This window comes from Streptomyces sp. NBC_00690 (assembly GCF_036226685.1).
Classification (GTDB): Bacteria; Actinomycetota; Actinomycetes; order Streptomycetales; family Streptomycetaceae; genus Streptomyces.
Window position 1 is genome coordinate 2282802 of record NZ_CP109009.1, and the last position, 19327, is coordinate 2302128.

16 protein-coding genes and 1 pseudogene are annotated in these 19327 nt (G+C 68.2%); 9 read left to right on the forward strand and 8 right to left on the reverse strand.

Annotated elements, in window-relative coordinates:
- The first annotated feature begins 156 nt into the window (after positions 1 to 156).
- The 4 genes from OID54_RS10120 (at position 157) to OID54_RS10135 (ending at position 3867) form a co-directional block, all read left to right on the forward strand.
- Entirely contained in the window at positions 157 to 699 is a 543-nt protein-coding gene (locus tag OID54_RS10120) for a hypothetical protein (protein ID WP_329017106.1), read from the forward strand.
- Positions 696 to 1925, forward strand: coding sequence for an efflux RND transporter periplasmic adaptor subunit (locus OID54_RS10125; protein WP_329017109.1), 1230 nt, complete (start codon positions 696 to 698; stop codon positions 1923 to 1925). Before OID54_RS10120 ends, OID54_RS10125 begins: the two co-directional genes overlap by 4 nt.
- The gene (locus OID54_RS10130; protein ID WP_329017112.1) at positions 1922 to 2596 is read left to right on the forward strand and encodes an ABC transporter ATP-binding protein; all 675 of its coding nucleotides are present in this window, start codon (positions 1922 to 1924) and stop codon (positions 2594 to 2596) included. The genes OID54_RS10125 and OID54_RS10130 overlap by 4 nt, the downstream gene beginning before the upstream one ends.
- Before the next feature lie 77 nt (positions 2597 to 2673).
- Positions 2674 to 3867 (forward strand): ABC transporter permease, encoded by a 1194-nt coding sequence (locus OID54_RS10135; RefSeq protein WP_329027378.1) that lies wholly within the window; start codon positions 2674 to 2676, stop codon positions 3865 to 3867.
- Between the two features lie 132 nt (positions 3868 to 3999).
- Here OID54_RS10135 and OID54_RS10140 read toward each other — a convergent pair whose 3' ends face one another.
- From OID54_RS10140 to OID54_RS10160, 5 genes and pseudogenes are all read right to left on the reverse strand, one after another.
- Positions 4000 to 5019 (reverse strand): TerC/Alx family metal homeostasis membrane protein, encoded by a 1020-nt coding sequence (locus OID54_RS10140; protein WP_329017115.1) that lies wholly within the window; start codon positions 5017 to 5019, stop codon positions 4000 to 4002.
- Positions 5020 to 5594: 575 nt separating this feature from the next.
- A complete protein-coding gene (locus tag OID54_RS10145; protein ID WP_329017118.1) occupies positions 5595 to 7556 on the reverse strand; it encodes a TerD family protein in 1962 nt (653 codons plus the stop codon).
- A 315-nt stretch (positions 7557 to 7871) separates the two neighbouring features.
- Positions 7872 to 8456 (reverse strand): TerD family protein, encoded by a 585-nt coding sequence (locus OID54_RS10150; RefSeq protein WP_329017121.1) that lies wholly within the window; start codon positions 8454 to 8456, stop codon positions 7872 to 7874.
- Positions 8457 to 8655: 199 nt separating this feature from the next.
- Positions 8656 to 10779, reverse strand: a complete 2124-nt coding sequence (gene uvrB, locus OID54_RS10155; protein ID WP_329017123.1) for an excinuclease ABC subunit UvrB — start codon at positions 10777 to 10779, stop codon at positions 8656 to 8658.
- Positions 10780 to 11338: 559 nt separating this feature from the next.
- Positions 11339 to 12079 (reverse strand): annotated as a pseudogene (locus OID54_RS10160) (MHYT domain-containing protein); the annotation flags it as partial.
- A 286-nt stretch (positions 12080 to 12365) separates the two neighbouring features.
- On the opposite strand from OID54_RS10160, the gene OID54_RS10165 reads away from it, so the two are divergent.
- The 4 genes from OID54_RS10165 to OID54_RS10180 all read left to right on the forward strand — a co-directional run bounded on the left by OID54_RS10165 (position 12366) and on the right by OID54_RS10180 (position 16084).
- A complete protein-coding gene (locus OID54_RS10165) occupies positions 12366 to 13265 on the forward strand; it encodes a glycerophosphodiester phosphodiesterase (RefSeq protein WP_329017126.1) in 900 nt (299 codons plus the stop codon).
- 136 nt (positions 13266 to 13401) lie between these two features.
- Entirely contained in the window at positions 13402 to 13908 is a 507-nt protein-coding gene (locus tag OID54_RS10170) for a YfbM family protein (protein WP_329017129.1), read from the forward strand.
- Positions 13909 to 14054: 146 nt separating this feature from the next.
- Entirely contained in the window at positions 14055 to 14585 is a 531-nt protein-coding gene (locus OID54_RS10175) for a methylated-DNA--[protein]-cysteine S-methyltransferase (protein ID WP_329017131.1), read from the forward strand.
- A gap of 257 nt (positions 14586 to 14842) precedes the next feature.
- On the forward strand, positions 14843 to 16084 hold the full coding sequence (locus OID54_RS10180) for an MFS transporter (RefSeq protein ID WP_329027380.1): 1242 nt from the start codon (positions 14843 to 14845) through the stop codon (positions 16082 to 16084).
- Between the two features lie 101 nt (positions 16085 to 16185).
- Here OID54_RS10180 and OID54_RS10185 read toward each other — a convergent pair whose 3' ends face one another.
- The 3 genes from OID54_RS10185 to OID54_RS10195 form a co-directional block, all read right to left on the reverse strand.
- Positions 16186 to 16833, reverse strand: a complete 648-nt coding sequence (locus tag OID54_RS10185; protein WP_329017134.1) for a uridine kinase — start codon at positions 16831 to 16833, stop codon at positions 16186 to 16188.
- Positions 16834 to 16899: 66 nt separating this feature from the next.
- Positions 16900 to 17334, reverse strand: coding sequence for a cupin domain-containing protein (locus tag OID54_RS10190; RefSeq protein WP_329027382.1), 435 nt, complete (start codon positions 17332 to 17334; stop codon positions 16900 to 16902).
- Positions 17335 to 17976: 642 nt separating this feature from the next.
- Entirely contained in the window at positions 17977 to 18708 is a 732-nt protein-coding gene (locus OID54_RS10195) for a DUF7873 family protein (RefSeq protein ID WP_329017136.1), read from the reverse strand.
- A 145-nt stretch (positions 18709 to 18853) separates the two neighbouring features.
- Between OID54_RS10195 and OID54_RS10200 the strand changes: the two genes are divergently transcribed.
- Complete coding sequence (locus OID54_RS10200; protein WP_329017138.1) at positions 18854 to 19312, forward strand: hypothetical protein; 459 nt, start codon at positions 18854 to 18856, stop codon at positions 19310 to 19312.
- The last annotated feature ends 15 nt before the right edge of the window (positions 19313 to 19327 follow it).

Sequence of the window (19327 nt, forward strand, 5' to 3'; positions counted from 1 at the left end):
GGCCGGTGGTCTCCATGGTGACCACCGTTCTGTTTCCTCACCGTTAGGGAGGTGCGGTCGCCGGGGGAAACGACGAGGAAACGGGAGGCGGCGTTCCATCTGACGCAGGCGGCCGGAAGGTCTTCGGGCCGCCGTGGTCCGAGGAAGGGACGACCCATGCGATCACGCACCCGTACCGCGCTGGCGGTGCTGCCGTTCGCGCTGGCCTTGACGTTGACCGGATGTTCGTCCGATGACGGGGGCAAGAAGGTGGCCACGGCCGAGGGCGGCAAGGCCGGCTCGGACACACCGGGCAGTGCCCGACCCAGCCTGAGCCAGCAGGAGATGGGCGTGAAGTTCGCCCAGTGCATGCGCAAGAACGGCGTCGACATGGAGGACCCGAAGGAGGGCCGCGTCATCGTCAAGCAGAAGAAGGAGTCCGAGGCCGCCATGGAAAAGGCGATGGAGAAGTGCCGGGAGTTCCAGCCCCAGGGCCCCGGACCGGGGAAGAAGGCCGATCCTAAGGCGGTCGCGGCGATGCAGAAGTACGCGACGTGCATGCGGAAGAACGGGGTGGAGAAGTTCCCGGACCCGCGGCCGGGCGGTGGTCTGCAAATGGACAAGTCAGTCCATGACGACCCCAACTTCGCTGCGGCGGAGAAGGCGTGCAAGGAGCATCTGGAGGCCGAGCACAAGCGGGTCGAGGAGAAGAACCGGTGACCGACGAAGCCGGTTCCCCCTCCCTGCGGGAGCATCCGTACGCAACCGTCGACGGTACGACAGGGGCCGCGCCCGGCGACGTTACGACAGGGGCCGCGGAGTCGACCGACGGTGCAGCGGCATCCGTGACGACAGCAGCGGCGGGGGTGCGTACGACCGGCCCCCGACGCCGCGGCGCCCTGCTGGTCGCCCTGGTCGTGCTGACCGCGGGCGGTGCCATCACAGCGGCTGCGCTCGGACTCGGCGACGGCAACGGCGCATCCGGTGGCGAGAGCAACGGCGGACTGCCGCCGAACACGACGCAGGTGACCCGACAGACCCTGCGGGACGTGCACCGCGCGGACGGACAACTCGGCTACGGGCAGGCGACCACGGCGGCCGAACGCACCCCGGGCACCATCACCGATCTCCCGCAGACGGGCGACCGCATCAGACGTGGCAAGCCGTTGTACGAGGTGGACAACCGTCCGGTGACCCTGATGTACGGCTCGCTCCCGGCGTACCGCGCACTGGGTTCCGGTGTCGAGGGCCCGGACGTGCAGCAGTTGGAACGCAACCTCGCGGCACTCGGGCACACCGGCTTCACCGTGGACGAGGAGTTCACCGATGCGACCGCGGATGCGGTGAAGCAGTGGCAGGAGGACCTCGGCCTGGAGGAGTCGGGGCGGGTCGACCTGGGCCGGGTGGTGTTCGCACCCGGCGAGGTCCGGATCGACGGCCTGGAGGCCGAAGTGGGCGGGCAGTTGGGACAGGGCGGCAGGGTGCTGTCGTACACCGGGCTGGCGAAGGCCGTCACCGTCGAGTTGGAGGCGAGCGAACAGCGGTTGGCCGTCAAGGGTTCGACGGTCACGGTGACCCTGCCCGACGAGGTGGTGGTGCAGGGCAAGGTCACCCAGGTCTCCACCGTCATCGAGGCGGCCACCGGCCAGGAGGAGGCACAGACCAAGGTCGAGGTGGTGCTCACGGGCAAGAAGGCCCAACGGGCCGCCGACGCGTACGCCCTCGCCGCCGTGAACGTCGACTTCGTCGCGCAGACGCGCAAGGACGTGCTGACCGTGCCCGTCGCCGCGCTGCTGGCGCTGTCCGAGGGCGGCTTCGGCGTGGAGGTCGTCAAGGACGGCACCTCCTCCTATGTCCCGGTCACCACCGGGCTGTTCGCGGACGGCCGGGTGGAGGTCACCGGAACGGGCATCGAGCGGGGCACCACGGTGGGGATACCGAAGTGATCTCTCTGAGGGACGTCAGCAAGGTCTATCCGGGTCCGGTGGTGGCACTCAACGGGGTGTCGGTGGACATCTCCCGTGGTGAGCTCCTGGCCATAGTGGGGCCTTCCGGGTCGGGGAAGTCGACGATGCTGCATGTACTGGGGACGCTGGATCGTCCCAGCGCCGGGCGGGTCCACATCGAGGGCCACGAGGTCGGTTCGCTCTCCGACCGACAGTTGTCGGCGCTGCGCGCGAACCGGATCGGCTTTGTCTTCCAGCAGTTCCACCTGGCAGGGGGCACATCGGCGCTGGGCAACGTCGCCGACGGACTGCTGTACTGCGGGCTGCGTCCCGCCGAACGGCGCCGACGGGCAGCCGCCGCGCTGGAACGGGTCGGTCTCGGCCACCGGATGGACCACGAGCCCCATGAGTTGTCCGGTGGGGAGCGTCAGCGGGTCGCCATCGCACGGGCGGTGGCAGGCGACCCGGCGCTGCTGCTCGCCGACGAACCGACCGGTGCACTCGATTCCGTATCGGGGGAGGGTGTGATGCGGTTGCTGCGCGAGTTGAACACGGCCGGTACCACCGTGGTGATCATCACCCATGATCGGGAGATCGCCGGCTCGTTGCCCCGGCAGATACGGATGCTGGACGGCCGGATCGCCGAGAACTCCACGGGGGTGGCTCAATGACCTCCTCCGCGGCTTCGGCACCGGTGGACACGACGGTGGCCCGGGGTCCGAGGCCGTTCGACGCCCCCTCCCCCGGCATGCTGCGACCGGCCAGGCTGCGCCCCAGGGACGTCGTCAAGGTGGGGGCGGTGGGCTTGCGGACCAGACCGCTGAGGGCGTTCCTGTCCGCGCTCGGCATCGCCATCGGCATCGCGGCGATGATCGGGGTCGTGGGGATCTCGTCCTCGTCGCGCGCCGGGCTCGACCGCACACTCGCCACCTTGGGCACCAATCTGCTGACCGTCTCCCCCGGGTCGACGATGACCGGTGACGCCGCCCAGCTGCCCGAGGACGCCGAGGCGATGGTCGGCCGGATCGGCCCGGTGGAGTCGGTCTCCGCGGTCGGTTCGATCGAGGGGGCGAAGGTGTACCGCAGCGACAAGATCCCCGAGGTGGAGACGGGCGGTCTGGCCGCCTACGCCGTACGTGAGGATCTGCCGGCCACCGTGGCGGCCGAGGTCGCCAGCGGGGTCTGGCTGAACTCCGCCACCAGCCGCTACCCGGCGACCGTCCTCGGTGCGTCGGCGGCCGAGCGGCTCGGTCTCGGCCGCGCGGGGCCACGGACCCGGGTGCTGATCGGCGGGGAGTGGTTCACCGTGGTCGGCATCCTCAAGCCGGCCGCCCTCGCTCCCGAACTGGACACGGCGGCACTGGTGGGCTGGTCGGTCGCCCGTGCCGAGCTGGGATTCGACGGACGCCCGACGACCGTCTACGCCCGGGCCGAGAAGGGAGCGGTCGCGGACGTACGCGCGGTGCTCGGACCCAGCGCGCATCCCGTGGCGCCCAACGAGGCGGAGGTCTCACGGCCGTCGGACGCACTGGCCGCCGAGCAGGCGGCGGGGAAGGCGTTCACCGGACTGCTGCTGGGACTCGGTGGGGTGGCGCTGCTGGTCGGCGGGGTCGGAGTCGCGAACACCATGGTGATCTCGGTGCTGGAGCGCAGGGCCGAGATCGGTTTGCGCCGCTCGTTGGGGGCGACACGGGGACAGATCCGTACGCAGTTCCTGGCCGAGTCGCTCCTCCTCTCGGCCCTGGGCGGCGCGGGAGGCGCGGTGCTGGGGTCGGCGGTGACGGCCGGCTTCGCCGGCTACCAGGGGTGGCCCGTGGTGGTGCCCGTGTGGGCACTGCTCGGGGGGATGGGGGCGACCCTCGCGATCGGTGCGGTGGCCGGACTCTACCCGGCGGTACGGGCCTCCCGGCTCGCTCCCACGGAGGCCCTGGCCTCGCCGTAGTACCCGGTCATCGGAGGAGGCCGCCCGGACGACGGGGCCGGGCGGCCTCCGTTCGACGAAGGACTCCGGACGCACGAACGGGGGCGGATGGCTCCGTTGCCATCCGCCCCCGTCGTGTCCGACACATCAAGGTCAGGACTGGACGCTGTCCTTGTCGTCGTCCTTGACCGGGGTCTCGCCGGCCTCGACAGCCTCGGCCGCTTCCCGCTCGGCCTGCTTCTTGGAGGCGATCAGACTGGTGATGGTGGTCACGATCAGCACACCGCAGATGACGGTGAGCGAGAACGGAATGGAGATCTCGGGGACGTGCACCCCGTTCTCATGCAGTGCGTGGAGCACCAGTTTGACGCCGATGAAGCCGAGGATCACCGACAGGCCGTAGCTGAGGTGGACCAGCCTCTTCAGCAGACCGCCGATGAGGAAGTACAGCTGGCGCAGACCCATCAGGGCGAACGCGTTGGCCGTGAAGACGATGTACGGGTCCTGGGTCAGACCGAAGATCGCCGGGATGGAGTCCAGGGCGAAGAGGATGTCCGTGCTGCCGATGGCGAGCATGACGACCATCAGCGGGGTCAGTACACGCTTGCCGTTGACCTGGATGAAGAGCTTCGTGCCGTGGTAGCGGTCGGCGACGCCGAACTTCTTCTCGATCGACTTCAGGAGGCGGTTCTCCTCGAAGTCGTCCTCCTCATCGTCGGCACGCGCTTCCTGGATGAGCTTCCAGGCGGTGTAGATGAGGAACGCGCCGAAGATGTAGAAGACCCAGGAGAAGCTGGCGATGATGGCCGCGCCGGCCGCGATGAAGATGGCGCGCAGCACCAGGGCGATCAGCACACCGATGAGCAGCACTCGCTGCTGGAGGTGTGAGGGCACCGAGAACTTCGCCATGATCAGCACGAAGACGAAGAGGTTGTCGACACTCAACGACTTCTCGGTGATGAAGCCCGCGAAGAATTCTCCGGATGCCTGGCTGGTGCCGAAGACCATCAGGCCGATGCCGAACAGGATGGCTAGCGCGATCCAGACGACCGTCCAGATTCCGGCTTCTTTGATCGACACATCATGGGGCTTGCGCCCGATGAAGAAGTCGACCGCGATCAGGGCTGACAGACCGAGGATGGTCAGCAACCACAGGGTGAATGAAACGTCCACTGCGCCTCCGGCGTCGTACGGCTCTTTGCTCAGCGTCGTCGCTGCCGGAGGTCTCTTCCACCTGGGCGGTCCTAGCCGCTCAGGCCGACGCCCCGGGACCAATGGTGATCCGTACTGACGGGTACGTCGCAGGCCGGGAATACTCCCCTCCGCTCACAGGAGCTTACAGTAGCCCCAAGGAAAGGTAAAGAAGATGGTAAAGGGAGGTTCAAATCCCCTGCTCAGAGGGGTCCTCTTGGTCATGACCACGATGTCGCCGACCGGTGTCGCCCATCCTGAACCTTCCCGCGGTAGCGCCGCGTGATCGAACTGCGGCTGACTGTGCTCCTGTGCAGCACGCCGCCCTTCGACTGCTCGTCCGGCTTCGCACCCACCAGCCATCTCCACCCATGCGGTCCCGGTGTGTCCGGCACCGTATCCGATGGTCGGGAAGCGACGATGGACTACGCCGAAAGGGGCAGCGACCCCCCGGGGCGGCGTCCTTTCGACGCGCTCCCCGAGGTGACCCACGGGTGCCCCGGGCCAGCCCTCGCAAACGCCGACCGAGGGCAGGTCGGCCCGGCCCGGCCGGGTTCTCAGCGCCCCCAGGTACGACGGGCTGCCGTGACCTGATCCAACACCTGGCGCAGCACGGCGCTGCCCGGCGGAATCGTCGGAGGCTGATAGGTCCACGCATGACGCACCCACGGGTCGGCCAGGTGATCGTCCGGTACGGGCGTGATCCGCAGCAGCGCCCGCCACAGGGGGTCGAGCACCGGCCCATAGGCGCTGGCGTCCTCCCGGTCGGCGACCATCATCAGATGCACACCCACCGCCGGACCCTCATCGGCCAGATAGCGCAGCTGGGTGACCGCACGATCGTCGAAACCGTGGGGGAAGTCATGGACGATCAGTAGTTGCTCAGCCGTGTCGAGGTCCGGTGGGAGCGCGTCCGGGGCGCCGCCGCGCACCGCCATGGTGACCAGGTCAACCCGCTGGGTGAGCTTCGCCAGCGTCTCGCTCACTCCCTGGGCGCCGGCGGCCGGAGGGTTCGCCAGCACTCCGGACTCGACGAGTGGCGCGAGGGAGGCGGCAGCGGTCCCCGCGGGGTCGATCGCATGGACGGTGAACTCACCGGGTGGATAGACCGCGAGCAACCGGGCGGCGTGGGCCACCGCGCAGTCCATGGCCAACCGTTTCAACTGGGCCTCGTCCAGCATCAGCGCGGCTTCCGCGCCCCCACGCCCGCTGTCGATCCACAGGCCGCGCTCCAACGGGAGCCTGACCAGGAACGGAATGCGCATTTCCGGGCTCTCGGGCAGCTGGAGATCGCCCAGCCGCAACGCCATGGGAGTCTCCATGGGCACCCGATAGGCGTGCCAGACCGGGTTGTCCCAGCGCGCGTACGCGGGCGGTAGCGCCGGCTCGACGACATCCGACTCGGCGGTGAGCTGGGCGAGATCCCGGTCGAGCGCCTGCCGCGCCTGCGCGGTCAACCCTTCGCACTTGGCACGGGCAGCAGCCCTGGCCGCGTCACCCGCGCCCCCGATGCGACTGCGGGGGTCGGACAGGGCCTGGTCGAGCTCCTGGTCGAGCCGGGACTCGGCGAACTCGACGGCGCTGCGGTACGCGGCGACCGAGCGGGCGAAGTCCTCGAACATGCCCCAGATCTGGTTGTAGAGGCGCTCCTCCATGGACCAGCCGGTGGCGTCCCCCGCGACCGGATGGGCGGGCTGGCCCGGCTCGCCGGTAGGCGCCGTGGGAGGCGGCGGGGGCGGGGCGGAGCGCCTGCGGGGATGGGCGTAGTCGATGGGCCCGCCCGCGCCGGCAGAGGGGTGCTGAGTGTCCGAGACTCCGGCCCCAGAGCTAGCACTTGCGCCCGACAGGCCCTGCGGAATGGTGGGCTCACCGCCGTTGGGCGGTTGTGGCGCGGGCGGTGCCGGGGGTTGGAGCGTGTATCCGCCGTCGTGGGCACCGCTGGTCCGCAACTCCGCGGGCTCCGTTCGTGGGGCGGGGGCCACGGCTGCCGCCTGGATCTCGGCCGCCCGCTCCCTGGCCTGTGGAAGTCCCTGGTCGCCGAGCAGTTGGGCGAGACCGCCCGCGTACCCCTGACCGACGGCCCGCACCTTCCAGGCACCCTGGCGCCGGTACAGCTCGACCGCGACGAGAGCGGTCTCCGCCTCCAGGCCGGTGATGGTGAAACTCACCAGCTCGTCGCCGTCCTGTCCGATCACCGCAAGGAAGGGTGCGGCCGTGGCACCGAAGTGCGCCGGCCCCGCGGTGCCGTCGGGGAGCGCCAGAAGCAGGTGCACCTGGTGCACAGCGGCCGGCACGGCATCCAGATCGACGGAGAAACGGGGTGCGTCGGTGGTCGCACGGGACACCTCGACCCCGGGCACGGCGGGCGCTCCGGGGTGGGCGAGCTCCTCGCCCCGTACGCATCCCTGGTCATCGGAGCAGGTGACGCAGGCCAACAGCGGGTGTCCGGCCGACACCCGGATCTCCAGGCGGGATTCGGGCAGTGGATGGTTCTGCCCCCGGACCAACTCGGCGGTCATCGCCTTCGTCCCCTCGGTGCTCTGCGGTGGTGCGCGGTGGTCGGTACCGCGCCCTCAATTTCGACTATCACGCGGTGTTCGGGTCTGCGGTGCTGCGGGTACTGCGTGAGTCTCTCTTCGCATGGCGGCGATGGTGGCCACCGCCGTGCGGGGTGCAAAGCCCTCGCCCGGTCGAGCCGCGCGGGCCCGGGATCGACTCGCTCCCTCGCGAAGGCGATCGTGCCGCCGGCAAGCGCTACAGCTCCCGGCGGCCGAAGCCTCCGGGAGCTGCATGTCCATCCGTGCGCCCTGCACGGAGCCCTGCGGGCCCGGCCCTTAGAGATGCGGCAGGATCGAGGGCATCAGGTCCTGGAACGTCCGCCCGTTGGCGGGGTTGCCCAGGGCGGTCATCTGCCAGCCGTCGTCGCCCTTGCTCCGGTGCACCTTGGCCATGATCTGGGCGGTGTAGTTGCCGCCGCCGTCCAGGGTGTAGCGGGCGAGCTCCTGGCCGTTCGTTTCGTCGACGAGACGGCAGAAGGCGTTCTGCACCTCTTGGAACGTCTGGCCGCCGAACGAGTTGACCGTGAAGACGATCTGGTCGATGTGGACGGGCACCCTCTGGAGGTCCACCAGGATCGCTTCGTCGTCGCCGCCCGAACCGGCACCGCCGACGAGGTTGTCTCCCGTGTGCTTCACCGAGCCGTCATCACTGACGAGGTGGCGGAAGAAGACCACGTCCACCGGCTGCTTGTCGGCGAAGAGCACCGCCGAGGCATCGAGGTCGATCTCCTTGGTGCGCGAGCCGAACAGACCGCGGCGCGCCGCCGCCTGCCAGCCGAGCCCCATCCGCACAGCCGTGAGGGTGCCCCCGTCGCTCTTCCGCAGGCTGATGGCCTGACCCTTGGTCATGTTGACCGTCACGCGCTGTCCCCTTCTTCCTGTTCATCGATGTGCAGCCACCCATACGGGTGGCTGCCCAGCACCCTACGCAGTCACCTCAACGGCGCGGCACAATTGGCCAGTATTTGTGTCGTTCTTGCAACACAGCAGGTACGTGGCCCGTGCGACGTGCCTGGTGGGGTGTACCCACCGCTCTCCCGCACCTCAGGGAGCGCACATCTCAGACCAGCCCCGCTTCCTTCATCTGACGCAGTTCCTTCTTCAGTTCCCCGACCTCGTCCCTCAGTCGGGCGGCCACCTCGAACTGGAGGTCGGCTGCCGCTGCCCGCATCCGCTCGGTCATCTCCTCGATGATCCCCGCGAGTTCGGCGGCGGGTCGGTCGGTCAACTGGGTGTCCTTGGCGCCGCGCTTCCCCTTGCCCTTGCCCGCGAGTGCCGGAACCGGGGCCTTGGCACCCTTGCCGGGCGTCGGTTTGCGGTAGTCCGTACCGAGCAGCTCTTCGGTGTCGACTTCCTCGCGCGCGATGGTGGCGACGATGTCGTTGATCTTCTTCCGCAGCGGTTGGGGATCGATGCCCCGCTCGGTGTTGTACGCGACCTGCTTCTCGCGGCGACGGTTGGTCTCGTCGATGGCCTTCGCCATGGCCGCGGTGATCTTGTCCGCGTACATATGGACCTGACCGGAGACGTTGCGCGCCGCACGGCCGATGGTCTGGATCAGCGAGGTCCCGGACCGCAGGAAACCTTCCTTGTCCGCGTCGAGGATCGCCACGAGGGAGACTTCGGGCAGGTCGAGCCCCTCCCTCAGGAGGTTGATGCCCACCAGCACGTCGTACTCGCCGGCCCGCAGCTCGCGTAGCAACTCCACTCGGCGCAGGGTGTCCACATCGCTGTGCAGATAGCGCACCTGGATGCCCAGTTCCAGGAAGTACTCCGTGAGGTCCTCGGCCATCTTCTTGGTGAGCGTGGTGACCAGGACCCGTTCGTCCTTCTCGGTGCGCAGGCGGATCTCGTGCACCAGATCGTCGATCTGCCCTTCGGTGGGCTTGACGACGACTTCGGGGTCGATCAGCCCGGTCGGGCGGATGATCTGCTCCACGAAGCCGTCACCACGGGAGAGCTCGTAGGTACCGGGGGTGGCGGACAGATAGACGGTCTGCCCGATCCGCTCGGTGAACTCCTCCCACTTCAGCGGCCGGTTGTCGAGCGCGGACGGCAGTCGGAAACCGTGGTCGACCAGGGTGCGCTTTCGGGAGGCGTCCCCCTCGTACATCGCGCCGATCTGGGGCACGGTCACATGGGACTCGTCGATGACCAGCAGGAAGTCCTCGGGGAAGTAGTCGAGGAGGGTGTTCGGCGGGGAACCCGGGTCACGGCCGTCGAAGTGCATCGAGTAGTTCTCGATGCCGGAGCAGGAGCCGATCTGGCGCATCATCTCGATGTCGTAGGTCGTGCGCATCCGCAATCGCTGGGACTCCAGCAGCTTGCCCTGCTTGTCGAGGTCGGTCAGTCGCTGTTCGAGCTCCTGCTCGATGCCGTTGACCGCCCGCTCCAGGCGCTCCGGTCCCGCCACGTAGTGGGTAGCCGGGAAGACGTAGAGCGACTGGTCCTCGCTGATAATCTCGCCGGTGAGCGGGTGGAGGGTGGAGAGCGCCTCGATCTCGTCGCCGAACATCTCGATCCGGACCGCGAGCTCCTCGTAGACCGGGAAGATCTCGATGGTGTCGCCCCGGACTCGGAAGGTGCCGCGGGCGAACGCCACGTCATTGCGCGTGTACTGAATGTCGACGAATCGGCGCAACAGCTGGTCGCGGTCGATCTCGTCACCGACTTTGAGGGGCACCATCCGGTCGACGTACTCCTGCGGGGTCCCCAGGCCGTAGATGCAGGAGACGGAGGCGACGACCACCACGTCGCGCCGAGTCAGCAGCGAATTCGTCGCCGAGTGGCGCAGCCGCTCGACCTCCTCGTTGATCGAGGAGTCCTTCTCGATGTAGGTGTCCGACTGGGGGACGTACGCCTCTGGCTGGTAGTAGTCGTAGTACGAGACGAAGTACTCGACGGCGTTATTGGGGAGCAGCTCCCGGAACTCGTTCGCCAACTGGGCGGCCAGGGTCTTGTTCGGTGCCATCACCAGGGTGGGCCGCTGGAGCTTCTCGATCATCCATGCGGTGGTCGCCGACTTGCCGGTACCGGTGGCGCCGAGCAGGACCACGTCCCTCTCGCCCGCACGGACACGGCGCTCCAGGTCGGCGATGGCCGTGGGCTGGTCACCACTGGGCTGGAAGGGACTGACGACCTCGAAGGGCGCCACCGAACGTTCGATCTTGGAAACGGGCCGCATGGATCCACCGTACGACCCGCCACTGACATCTGGGCGTCTGACCGCTCGCCGACCGCCCTGCACCGAGGGGCACACGGGTGGTCGGCGAGGCGATCAGTGCTGGTCAGTACCGGTGCGGAGGGTTTCCATCGCCGGCGATCCAGGGTGTCTGCGGCTCCACGACCGATGCCGGCTGCTCGCCGTCACGCGCGCCCGTCCCGGGTACACCAGCGAGATACGCCGCCGCCTGCGGTGGGATCGGTTCGGCGGCCGGGGGGACAGCGGCGTGCCGGCCCTGGGAGGGGAGCGGCCAATCGTCCTCGACGCGCCTCGTGCCGAACGCGGACCAGGGCGCCGCGGCCCGCGGCTCGACGCCTCGCGGCGGCCACTCCACCGAGGGCTCAGTCGGGGAAGTCTGTGCTGGCCTGTCCACCGCTGAGACGTCCTGCGGCGACGGTCGACCCACCGTCCGGAGCCCGGTATCGCGCCAGGCGTCGGGCGCCTGTCCGAACAGGGACGGGTTCACGCGCCCCACGGAGTCGTCGGAGCGCCCTTGCCCGCTACCGCCGAGCCGATTCCGGTCGGGCTCCCCCATCACCAACTGGGGGTCGAACATCACGACCACTCCGGCCAGCAGGAGGAAGACGAGCGGGCCGAGGAGCATGGGAGCGAGGATGCTGGCCGGAGAGTCACCGGTCCCGGCGCTGCCCACCGTCCCGTGCAGATGGACGCTGACCGATGCCATTCCGGTGTAGTGCATCCCGGTGACGGCGACGCCCATCACAAGACTGGCGCCGAGGCTCGCCATGAAGCCGTGGACGGAGACCGCGGCCCACAGTGCGGCTGTCGCCGCCACGACCGCGATCACCACGGAGAGAATGACGATGGGCGTGCTGTACGCGATCGTGCCCTCCATCCGCATGCCAGCCATGCCGAGGTAGTGCATCGAGGCCACCCCGAGACCGGTGATGGTGCCTCCCGTGAGGAGCGCCATCACGGTCGCTCCCCGGTAGCCCACGATGAAGATGCCGATGCCGACCATCACGATCGCGACGACGAGACTCGCGAAGGTGATGGACCGGTTGTAACTGATCGGGGCCTCGGCGACGGAGAACCCCATCATGGCGATGAAGTGCATCGTCCAGATGCCGGAGCCTATGGAGGTTGCGCCGAGGGCCAGCCATCCTGGCTTGTACGAGCCGGTGCCATGCACCGACCGCGTGGTGCAGCGCAGCCCGAGTGCCGAGCCGAGGCAGGCCATGATGAATGCCACCACGGGCGTGACCAGCCCGTAGCTGAAGCCGTCCAATGTTCCCTGCATGTCCTGCGTCCCTTGTTCCTTGTGGTCTCGGCGAACTCCTGGCGGTGGCCCCTGACCGCTGGTGGAACGTCTCTTCAAGGGGCGACACTATGCCCAACACGCCGATGGACAAACATATGGGTACAAGATCGAAAGCTAGCAAGATGCCTGACTGGCAGCATCTGTACGTATTTGTTCATGTTTCAGTAGCGCACTGAGTGACGTGCGTTGGTCTGCCCTGGCCTGTATTGAGTCGATGAGGCGTTTGCACGCCTCCACGAACGACCGAGCATCGTCAGGAGTCAAGGTGTTTTCACGTCATGCCACAGCAACCACCCTCACCCTGCTGGGAATCGGCGCTTCCTTCACCCTCGCCCCACTGGCGCAGGCCGATCAGGCGCCCTCCCGGACAGGAGCCGTCGCAGCATCGGGGAGTGGACCGTCGGTGATCGCACACCGGGGCGCCTCCGGATACGCCCCGGAGAACACCCTCGCGGCCGTCGACCTCGCCGACGACATGGGCTTCGACTGGGTGGAGAACGACGTCCAACGCACCCGGGACGGCCAACTCGTCGTCGTCCACGACGACACCCTGGCGCGGACAACGGACGTCGAGCAGCGCTTCCCCGACCGCGCGCCCTGGCGGGTCCGCGACTTCACCGGCGCGGAGATCGCGACCCTCGACGCTGGCAGTTGGTTCGGCCAGAAGTGGACCCACGCCCGCGTGCCCACGCTGCGGCAGTACCTCGACCGCGTCGACCGCAACGGACAGAAGCTCCTGCTGGAGATCAAGCGCCCCGAGCTCTACCCGGGCATCGAGAAGGACACCCTGCGGGTGCTGCGCCAGGAGGGCTGGCTCGACCGCTCGCACATCCGCGGCAGGTTGGTGATGCAGAACTTCAGCGCGGACAGCGTGAAGACCGTCCACCGCCTACGACCCGACGTCATCACCGGATTCCTCGGCACACCGCCCGTCGCCGACCTGCCGTCGTACGCCGCCTTCACCGACCAGATCAACCCCGCCGCCTCATCGGTGACTGCCGACTACGTCGCCTCCGTACAGCGACTCAAGGGCGCGCACGGTGCCCGACTGAAGGTGAACACCTGGACCGTCAACGACGCCGCAACGGCCGTCCGGATGAGCGAGTTCGGCGTGGACGGCATCATCACGGACCGGCCGGACGTCGTACGGGACGCCGTGGACTAACGAGCACTGCCGTGGACTAGCGAGCACTGATGACGGGCCCGGCGGACGGCACCCCGTACGCCGGGCCCACCAGGCGTACACCGGATCCGCAGCGCATCCGGGCAGCACTGTCAGGGCGCTGCCCTACCCTCCGGGCATGAGCATGAACGGCGTGTACATACGCCTGACTCCTTCCGAACTCACCCGGGCACTGCACGACCCCGCTTGGGCCATGGAGTACGTGGATGGGTTGCTGGAGGCCGAGTCCGATCTCGAACAGCTGCCGTCGACCGCGCGCAGTCATCACACGTACGGGGCATGGCACGCCCTGCACTTCCTGCTGCGGCGTCGGGGCTTTCCCGTCGACATCGTCCACGGCGAGGAGGAGGTGCCCGGCATGCAGGACCGGGGAGGGCACGGCCCGCCGCGCTGTGTGGCTCCCGACCGGGTCCGCATCGCCGCCGATGCCCTCTTGGCACTCACCCCAGCCGAACTGATCGATGGCGTCACCCCGGGGCAACTCGCCGACGCGGGCGTCTACCCGATCTCGCAATGGGCCGACGAGCATTCCCTGGGCCTGGTGACCGGCGTCTACCCATCCCTTGTCGCCTTCTTCAGGACCACGGCCCTGCGGGGTCATGCCCTTCTCGTCTGGGTCGACTGACGAGGGACCGGCTCCGAGCAAGGGGGAGGGATGCCCGGAGGGTGCCACTGCACGCTCTCCGAAGGGCGTCACCGTAGCGCCCGAGCCACTACGGCCGGAAACTCGAGGCGACTGAGATGTCAGTGGTGCGCCGTACCGTGGTTCACATGAAGACCTTCGAGTGGACCGTCCTCGACACGCGCGTTGGACCGCTGCTGTTGGCCGCCACCGAGGACGGCCTGGTCAGTGTCGTGTTCCATGCCGAGCGATCAGTGCAGGACAGGGCGCTGGGCGAGTTGTCCGAGAGATTGGGCGCCCAGGCCGTGGCGGAAGGGACGAAGCTGCTCGCCGAGCCCGTGCGGCAGTTGGACGCGTACTTCGCGGGGAAGCCGATCGACTTCGCCCTACCCCTCGACTGGTCGCTGTCCAGCGGGTTCAACCGCGAAGTGCTGCGTGAACTGGCGTCCACTGTCTCCTACGGCACGGTGGTGGGATACGGAGACCTCGCTTCCCGGGTCGGCCAGCCCGGCGCGGCACAGGCCGTGGGCGCGGCCATGGGGTCCAATCCCCTGCCGGTGGTGGTGCCCTGCCACCGGGTGGTGGAGTCCGGGGGGAAGCTGGGCGGATTCAGCGGTGGTCTGGAGACCAAGCGCCAGTTGCTGGCGCTGGAGGGCGTGCTCCCGGAGCCGCTGTTCTAGGACCGGTCCCGCCACCCAGGACCGCTACCCCGACCGACCCTTGCGAAGGCAGGGCTCGACATCATGGGCACCGGTCCCCGGTCCCGTTCGCGTGCCCTGGCGGAGGACCGGGGGCGATGCCCTCCGCGGGACGGCTCTCAAGGTCGGACCGGAAGATATTCCTTTGTCATATCTCCTGGCAGACTGCGTGGGTGAGTACCAGTCCTGACCTACCCGGCATATCCGGCGCCTCCGAGCCACCCGCCTCGGCCCCCGGCATCGCGTCCACGCCCGAGCCGTCCGATCAAGCACTGATCGCGCTGCGACGCCGTACCACCACCGTCCTGGTCATCAGCCAGATCCTCGGTGGGCTCGGCGTTGCCATCGGGGTCGCCCTGGCCGCGGTACTCGCCGAGCGACTGAGCGGTACGGAAGCACTCGCGGGACTGGCTCCCACCGCCACCGTCGCCGGCACCGCGGTGCTCTCCCTGCCGCTTGCCTCATTGATGGCGTCCCGCGGCAGACGCCCGGGCCTCGTGCTCGCCTATCTGATCGGAGCAGCGGGCGGCGGCGTGGTGGTGCTGGCCGCGGCGATCGACAACTTCCCCCTCCTGCTCCTCGGCATGGCCGCCTTCGGCGCCGGTTCTCTGGCCACCCTCCAGGCCCGTTTCGCCGCCGCCGACCTCGCCCTGCCCGAACGGCGGGGTCAGGCGATCTCCAATGTGGTCTGGGCCACGACGGTCGGAGCGGTACTCGGGCCCAACATCGCTGCGCCCGCCGGTCGCAGCATCTCCGGTCTCGGCCTTCCCTCCGAAGCCGGACCGTTCGTCTGGGCCGCCGCGGTGTTCCTCCTGGCGGCGCTCTTCGTACATGTGCTGTTGCGCCCCGATCCACTGCTGACCGCCCGCGCGATGTCTCCCGGGGAATCCTCGTCGGCAGGACGCTCCCTACGGTCCGGGATCGAGGCGGTCCGGGAGTCCTCCATGGCCAAACTGGCGCTGGTGACCGTCACCGTGTCGCACACCGCCATGGTGGCGATCATGTCGATGACCCCGGTCGCGCTCAGCCACCACGGCGCGGACATCGAACTGATCGGACTGGTCATCAGCGGCCACATCGCGGGTATGTACGCCTTCTCGCCGGTGATGGGCTGGTTGGCCGACCGGTTCGGGAGGATCTCGGTGATCGGCCTCGCCGTCGGTCTGCTCTCGCTCGCGGCACTGTTCGCCGGTACGGCCGGGTCGAGCCATACCCGCATCGCCGTCGGTCTCTTCCTGCTGGGCCTCGGCTGGTCGGCCGGTGTGGTGTCCGGCTCGGCGTTGCTCACCGACTCGGTGTCACCCGCTTCCCGGGCCGCTGTGCAGGGGCTGTCCGACCTGGTGATGAGCGCTGCGGCCGGTATCGGTGGGATCTGCGCCGGGCTGATCGTCGCCCAGGCCGGATACGGCTGGTTGAACGCGGTCGGCGCCTGCCTCCTGCTCCCGATGGCCGCGTTGGCCATCCGGCGGGCGATGCGCTGACTGAGCAGCAACGGCACCGCTCCGACGGGCACCAAGCCAAGAGCCGACCGACCCATCGCCCCATCGTCCGGTGACGCCCAGCCCGACCCTCCGGGAACGGCTCACTCGGACTGGCGGAAGCCGCTCCAGGCGGGATGGCGCGGGTCGTCAGCGTGGACGACCGCGTCGGCCAGGTCCCCGGGGGCGACCTCCTCCTCGTACCGTTCGAATGCGGGCAGTGTCCAGCGTTCGGCCTCGTCCATACGCCGTCGCAGGGCTCCTGGTGAGAGCCGCAGATGCAGGGACACATCGAAGGGAAATCCCTGGCCGAGCAGCAGTGGACCGTCCAGGAGCAGCACTCCGCCCGCAGGCAGTTCTCCTCGCGCACTACGGGTCGCCCGGTCCGTGACGGGATCCCAGAGGTCGGGCAGTACGAGCCCGCTGCCTCCGCGCCCCAGCGGACCGAAGACCTCACGCCAGAGCGCCCCCGCATCGAACCAGTCGCTGTAGTACGCGTCAGGGTCGGTGCGTCCGTACTCGTACCGAAGCGATGCGGGGCGCAGAAAGCCCGCTGTGCTCACCCCGAGGGTCGCTCGGCCACGCAACCGCAGTTCCCGTCCGATCTTCGCGCCCAACTCCCCGCCCCCTGCGACAAAGGAACCGTCCAGTCCGATTCGGAGCCAGGGACTGCCGTCCGCAGATGAGATGCCCATGGTGTGGTCCGCCACGGCAGCGGCCAATCGCTCCCAGGTGATCGCTTTGAGTTGCACCGGCCCATCTTCGGCCACGGCACCGGGCCGGACCCAGTTGCCGTGGCGCGGGAGGAATGCGGGCGCCTACTCGTCGAACCAGGTCGGTGCCTCGGTGTTCACCGCGAGGGGGCTGCCGTGGGGCAGCAGATACGTCACGTACAACACCACCGGCACACTTCCCGTGTTCCGTCCGATGTGGCGGTGTTCGGGCCCCGACGGTTCTATGAACACCGAGCCTGCGGGGGTGACTTCGACCGACCGGTCCTGAAGCGTGCGGGTCAAGGTGCCCGAGGTGACGACGGTGAGGAGTTGGCCGTGATGGTAGTGCCATCCGGTGGAGCCGCCCGGGGCGATCGTGATCGTGCGCACGACCACATCGGTTCGCCCGGTGGCCCTGAGTTTCACGGTCCCCTGGGTGACTCCGTGTGCAAGGACCGTGCCCACGAGACCGCTACCGGACGAAGCACTCACCGCGGAGGGTGATGCCGCGGCGATCGTCGTGTGTCGACTGCCACCCATCACCAGCGCGCCGCTCGTCCTTCCATGACGTCCAGCGCTCGCCAGCATGTCCTCGAACCCCATGAAGCCTCCAACCTCTGCCCGGGAAGATGTGGCCGTGCGCACCCGTCCGCCCGGGTGTCTCGCCAAAACGACGTCGCGCTATTCGAGAAGGGACCGTCCGAAAGGGACGCGTGTCAGCAATGGGGGCACGGATAGGTCATCGGGCTCTGGCCAGCGCGAACAGCCGAAAAAGGAGCGGGTCCGAAGGCGTAGCCGGCCTTCGGACCCTTGGTTTCCGCCCATCTTGCACGCCGGCGCATTGAAGAACCCGAGTCAGTCATTATGTCGTCGCGTCCTGCCTTTGGACCACCGCACATCGAGCTGTGCGGACCGGACTTGAACCGGTATTTCGACGTCCGAGGGCTCGGGCCCGGTCGATCCGACGATCGGCGGAGAATGCTGAACCTAGAGGAATAATCTGAGTCTGACGGCGGCTGCCTCTACCGGACTTGGGCTACCGCGACCCGTACAACGAGTGCCGCGGGGAGGATTCGAACCTCCACTGGAACCGCACCATCACGACAAGCCTCAGTTTCAGCTTGCGCTCCTCGCGCACCCCGCCCGCTCAACGGCGGACGGGGAGTCATCACGGCTATCCGTTCAACCGAACAGGTAGCCGAAAACTGCGTCACCCACCCGCTGGTCGGTGACATCGGCGCCATTGGCCTCCTCGCGGGAGAACTTCACGGCCTGCTGCAACTTCTCCACCCGTTCCAGCAGTTCGTTCACCCGCCGCGCGGGCAGTGCGCCGGAGAACTTCACCGTGGTCCAGTAGCCGACCGGAATGTCCTCGTAGTACACCTCGACCTGCGCCGGGTGCTTCTCGGTCGCCTCCGCCTTCACATGGTTGCGCGGGACCTTCTTCGTACGCACCGTACGGACGACTTCCGTCTTCCAGGCGTCGGTCGAAGGGTCCTGCGTCCAGGACTCGGACGCGTCAAGCACGGGCAGCTTGCGCACGAAGGTGTTGACGTCCGTGAGCTGCTTCTCCAGGAAGAGCAGATAGGAGACGGGCACGTCACTCACGAGCACCCGCCCGTCCACGGAGACGTCCGCGCGGGCGGTGCAGTTGGCCCAGTCCTTGGTGGCGGTCACATCGAAGAGCCGGGACAGCGTCTTCGCCGTGTCGCGCAGTACATCCTCGGCCTTGACCTGCACCCTCGTCGACTCGGGCGGCAGCTGCTCGCCCTCCTCGTCCTTCGGCTGGTAGGTACGCGAGATACCGGCGAGCAGCGCAGGTTTCTGAAGCCCGTGATGGGCGGCGGTCAGGTCCTGATGGGTCTTGGACTTGACGCCCTTCTCCACTGCGATGATCTGGTTTAGTTTCGCCACGTCGATCAAGCTATCAAGACCATCTTGTGGGCTCGACCGATTATCGCGATCCCTGTCGGATCGTCATCTTCCGATCGCTCTCCGGATCGTCGTCCCGGGGTTGCACGACCTCTCACCCTTCAACGTCCCTTGGGGAGCAAGCACCATGGAGACAGCCGTCATCGCGGTCATCGGCACGCTGCTCGGCTCGGTGGTCACCCACTTCTTCCAGCGCCGGACGACAGAGCGCACGGCGGAACTGACCCGTGCCGAACAACTGCGCCAGGAGCGGATCTCCGCCTACAGCGCCTTCGCCGGGGCGTTGGTGGACTACCGGCGGGGACAGAACGACCGATGGCACCGCGCTCGGGAGACCCCGGGCAGTTCGGCGGCCGAAGAGGCACGGATCGACTCGTACCGCTTGCGCTCCAGCGCGCATCAGGCATGGATCAGGGTGCAGTTGGTGTGTGACGACATCAAGGCACTAGAGCTGGCGGCGGCGGCCTTTGAAGTGACCAATTGCATGCATGAGGCACCTGATGAGGACGACCGCTCGCAGCGGTCGGAGCAGGCCCGCGAGACCCTGTCGGAGTTCATCGGGGCCGCCGCTCCGAGCGTTCGCTGAACACCCGGAACCGGG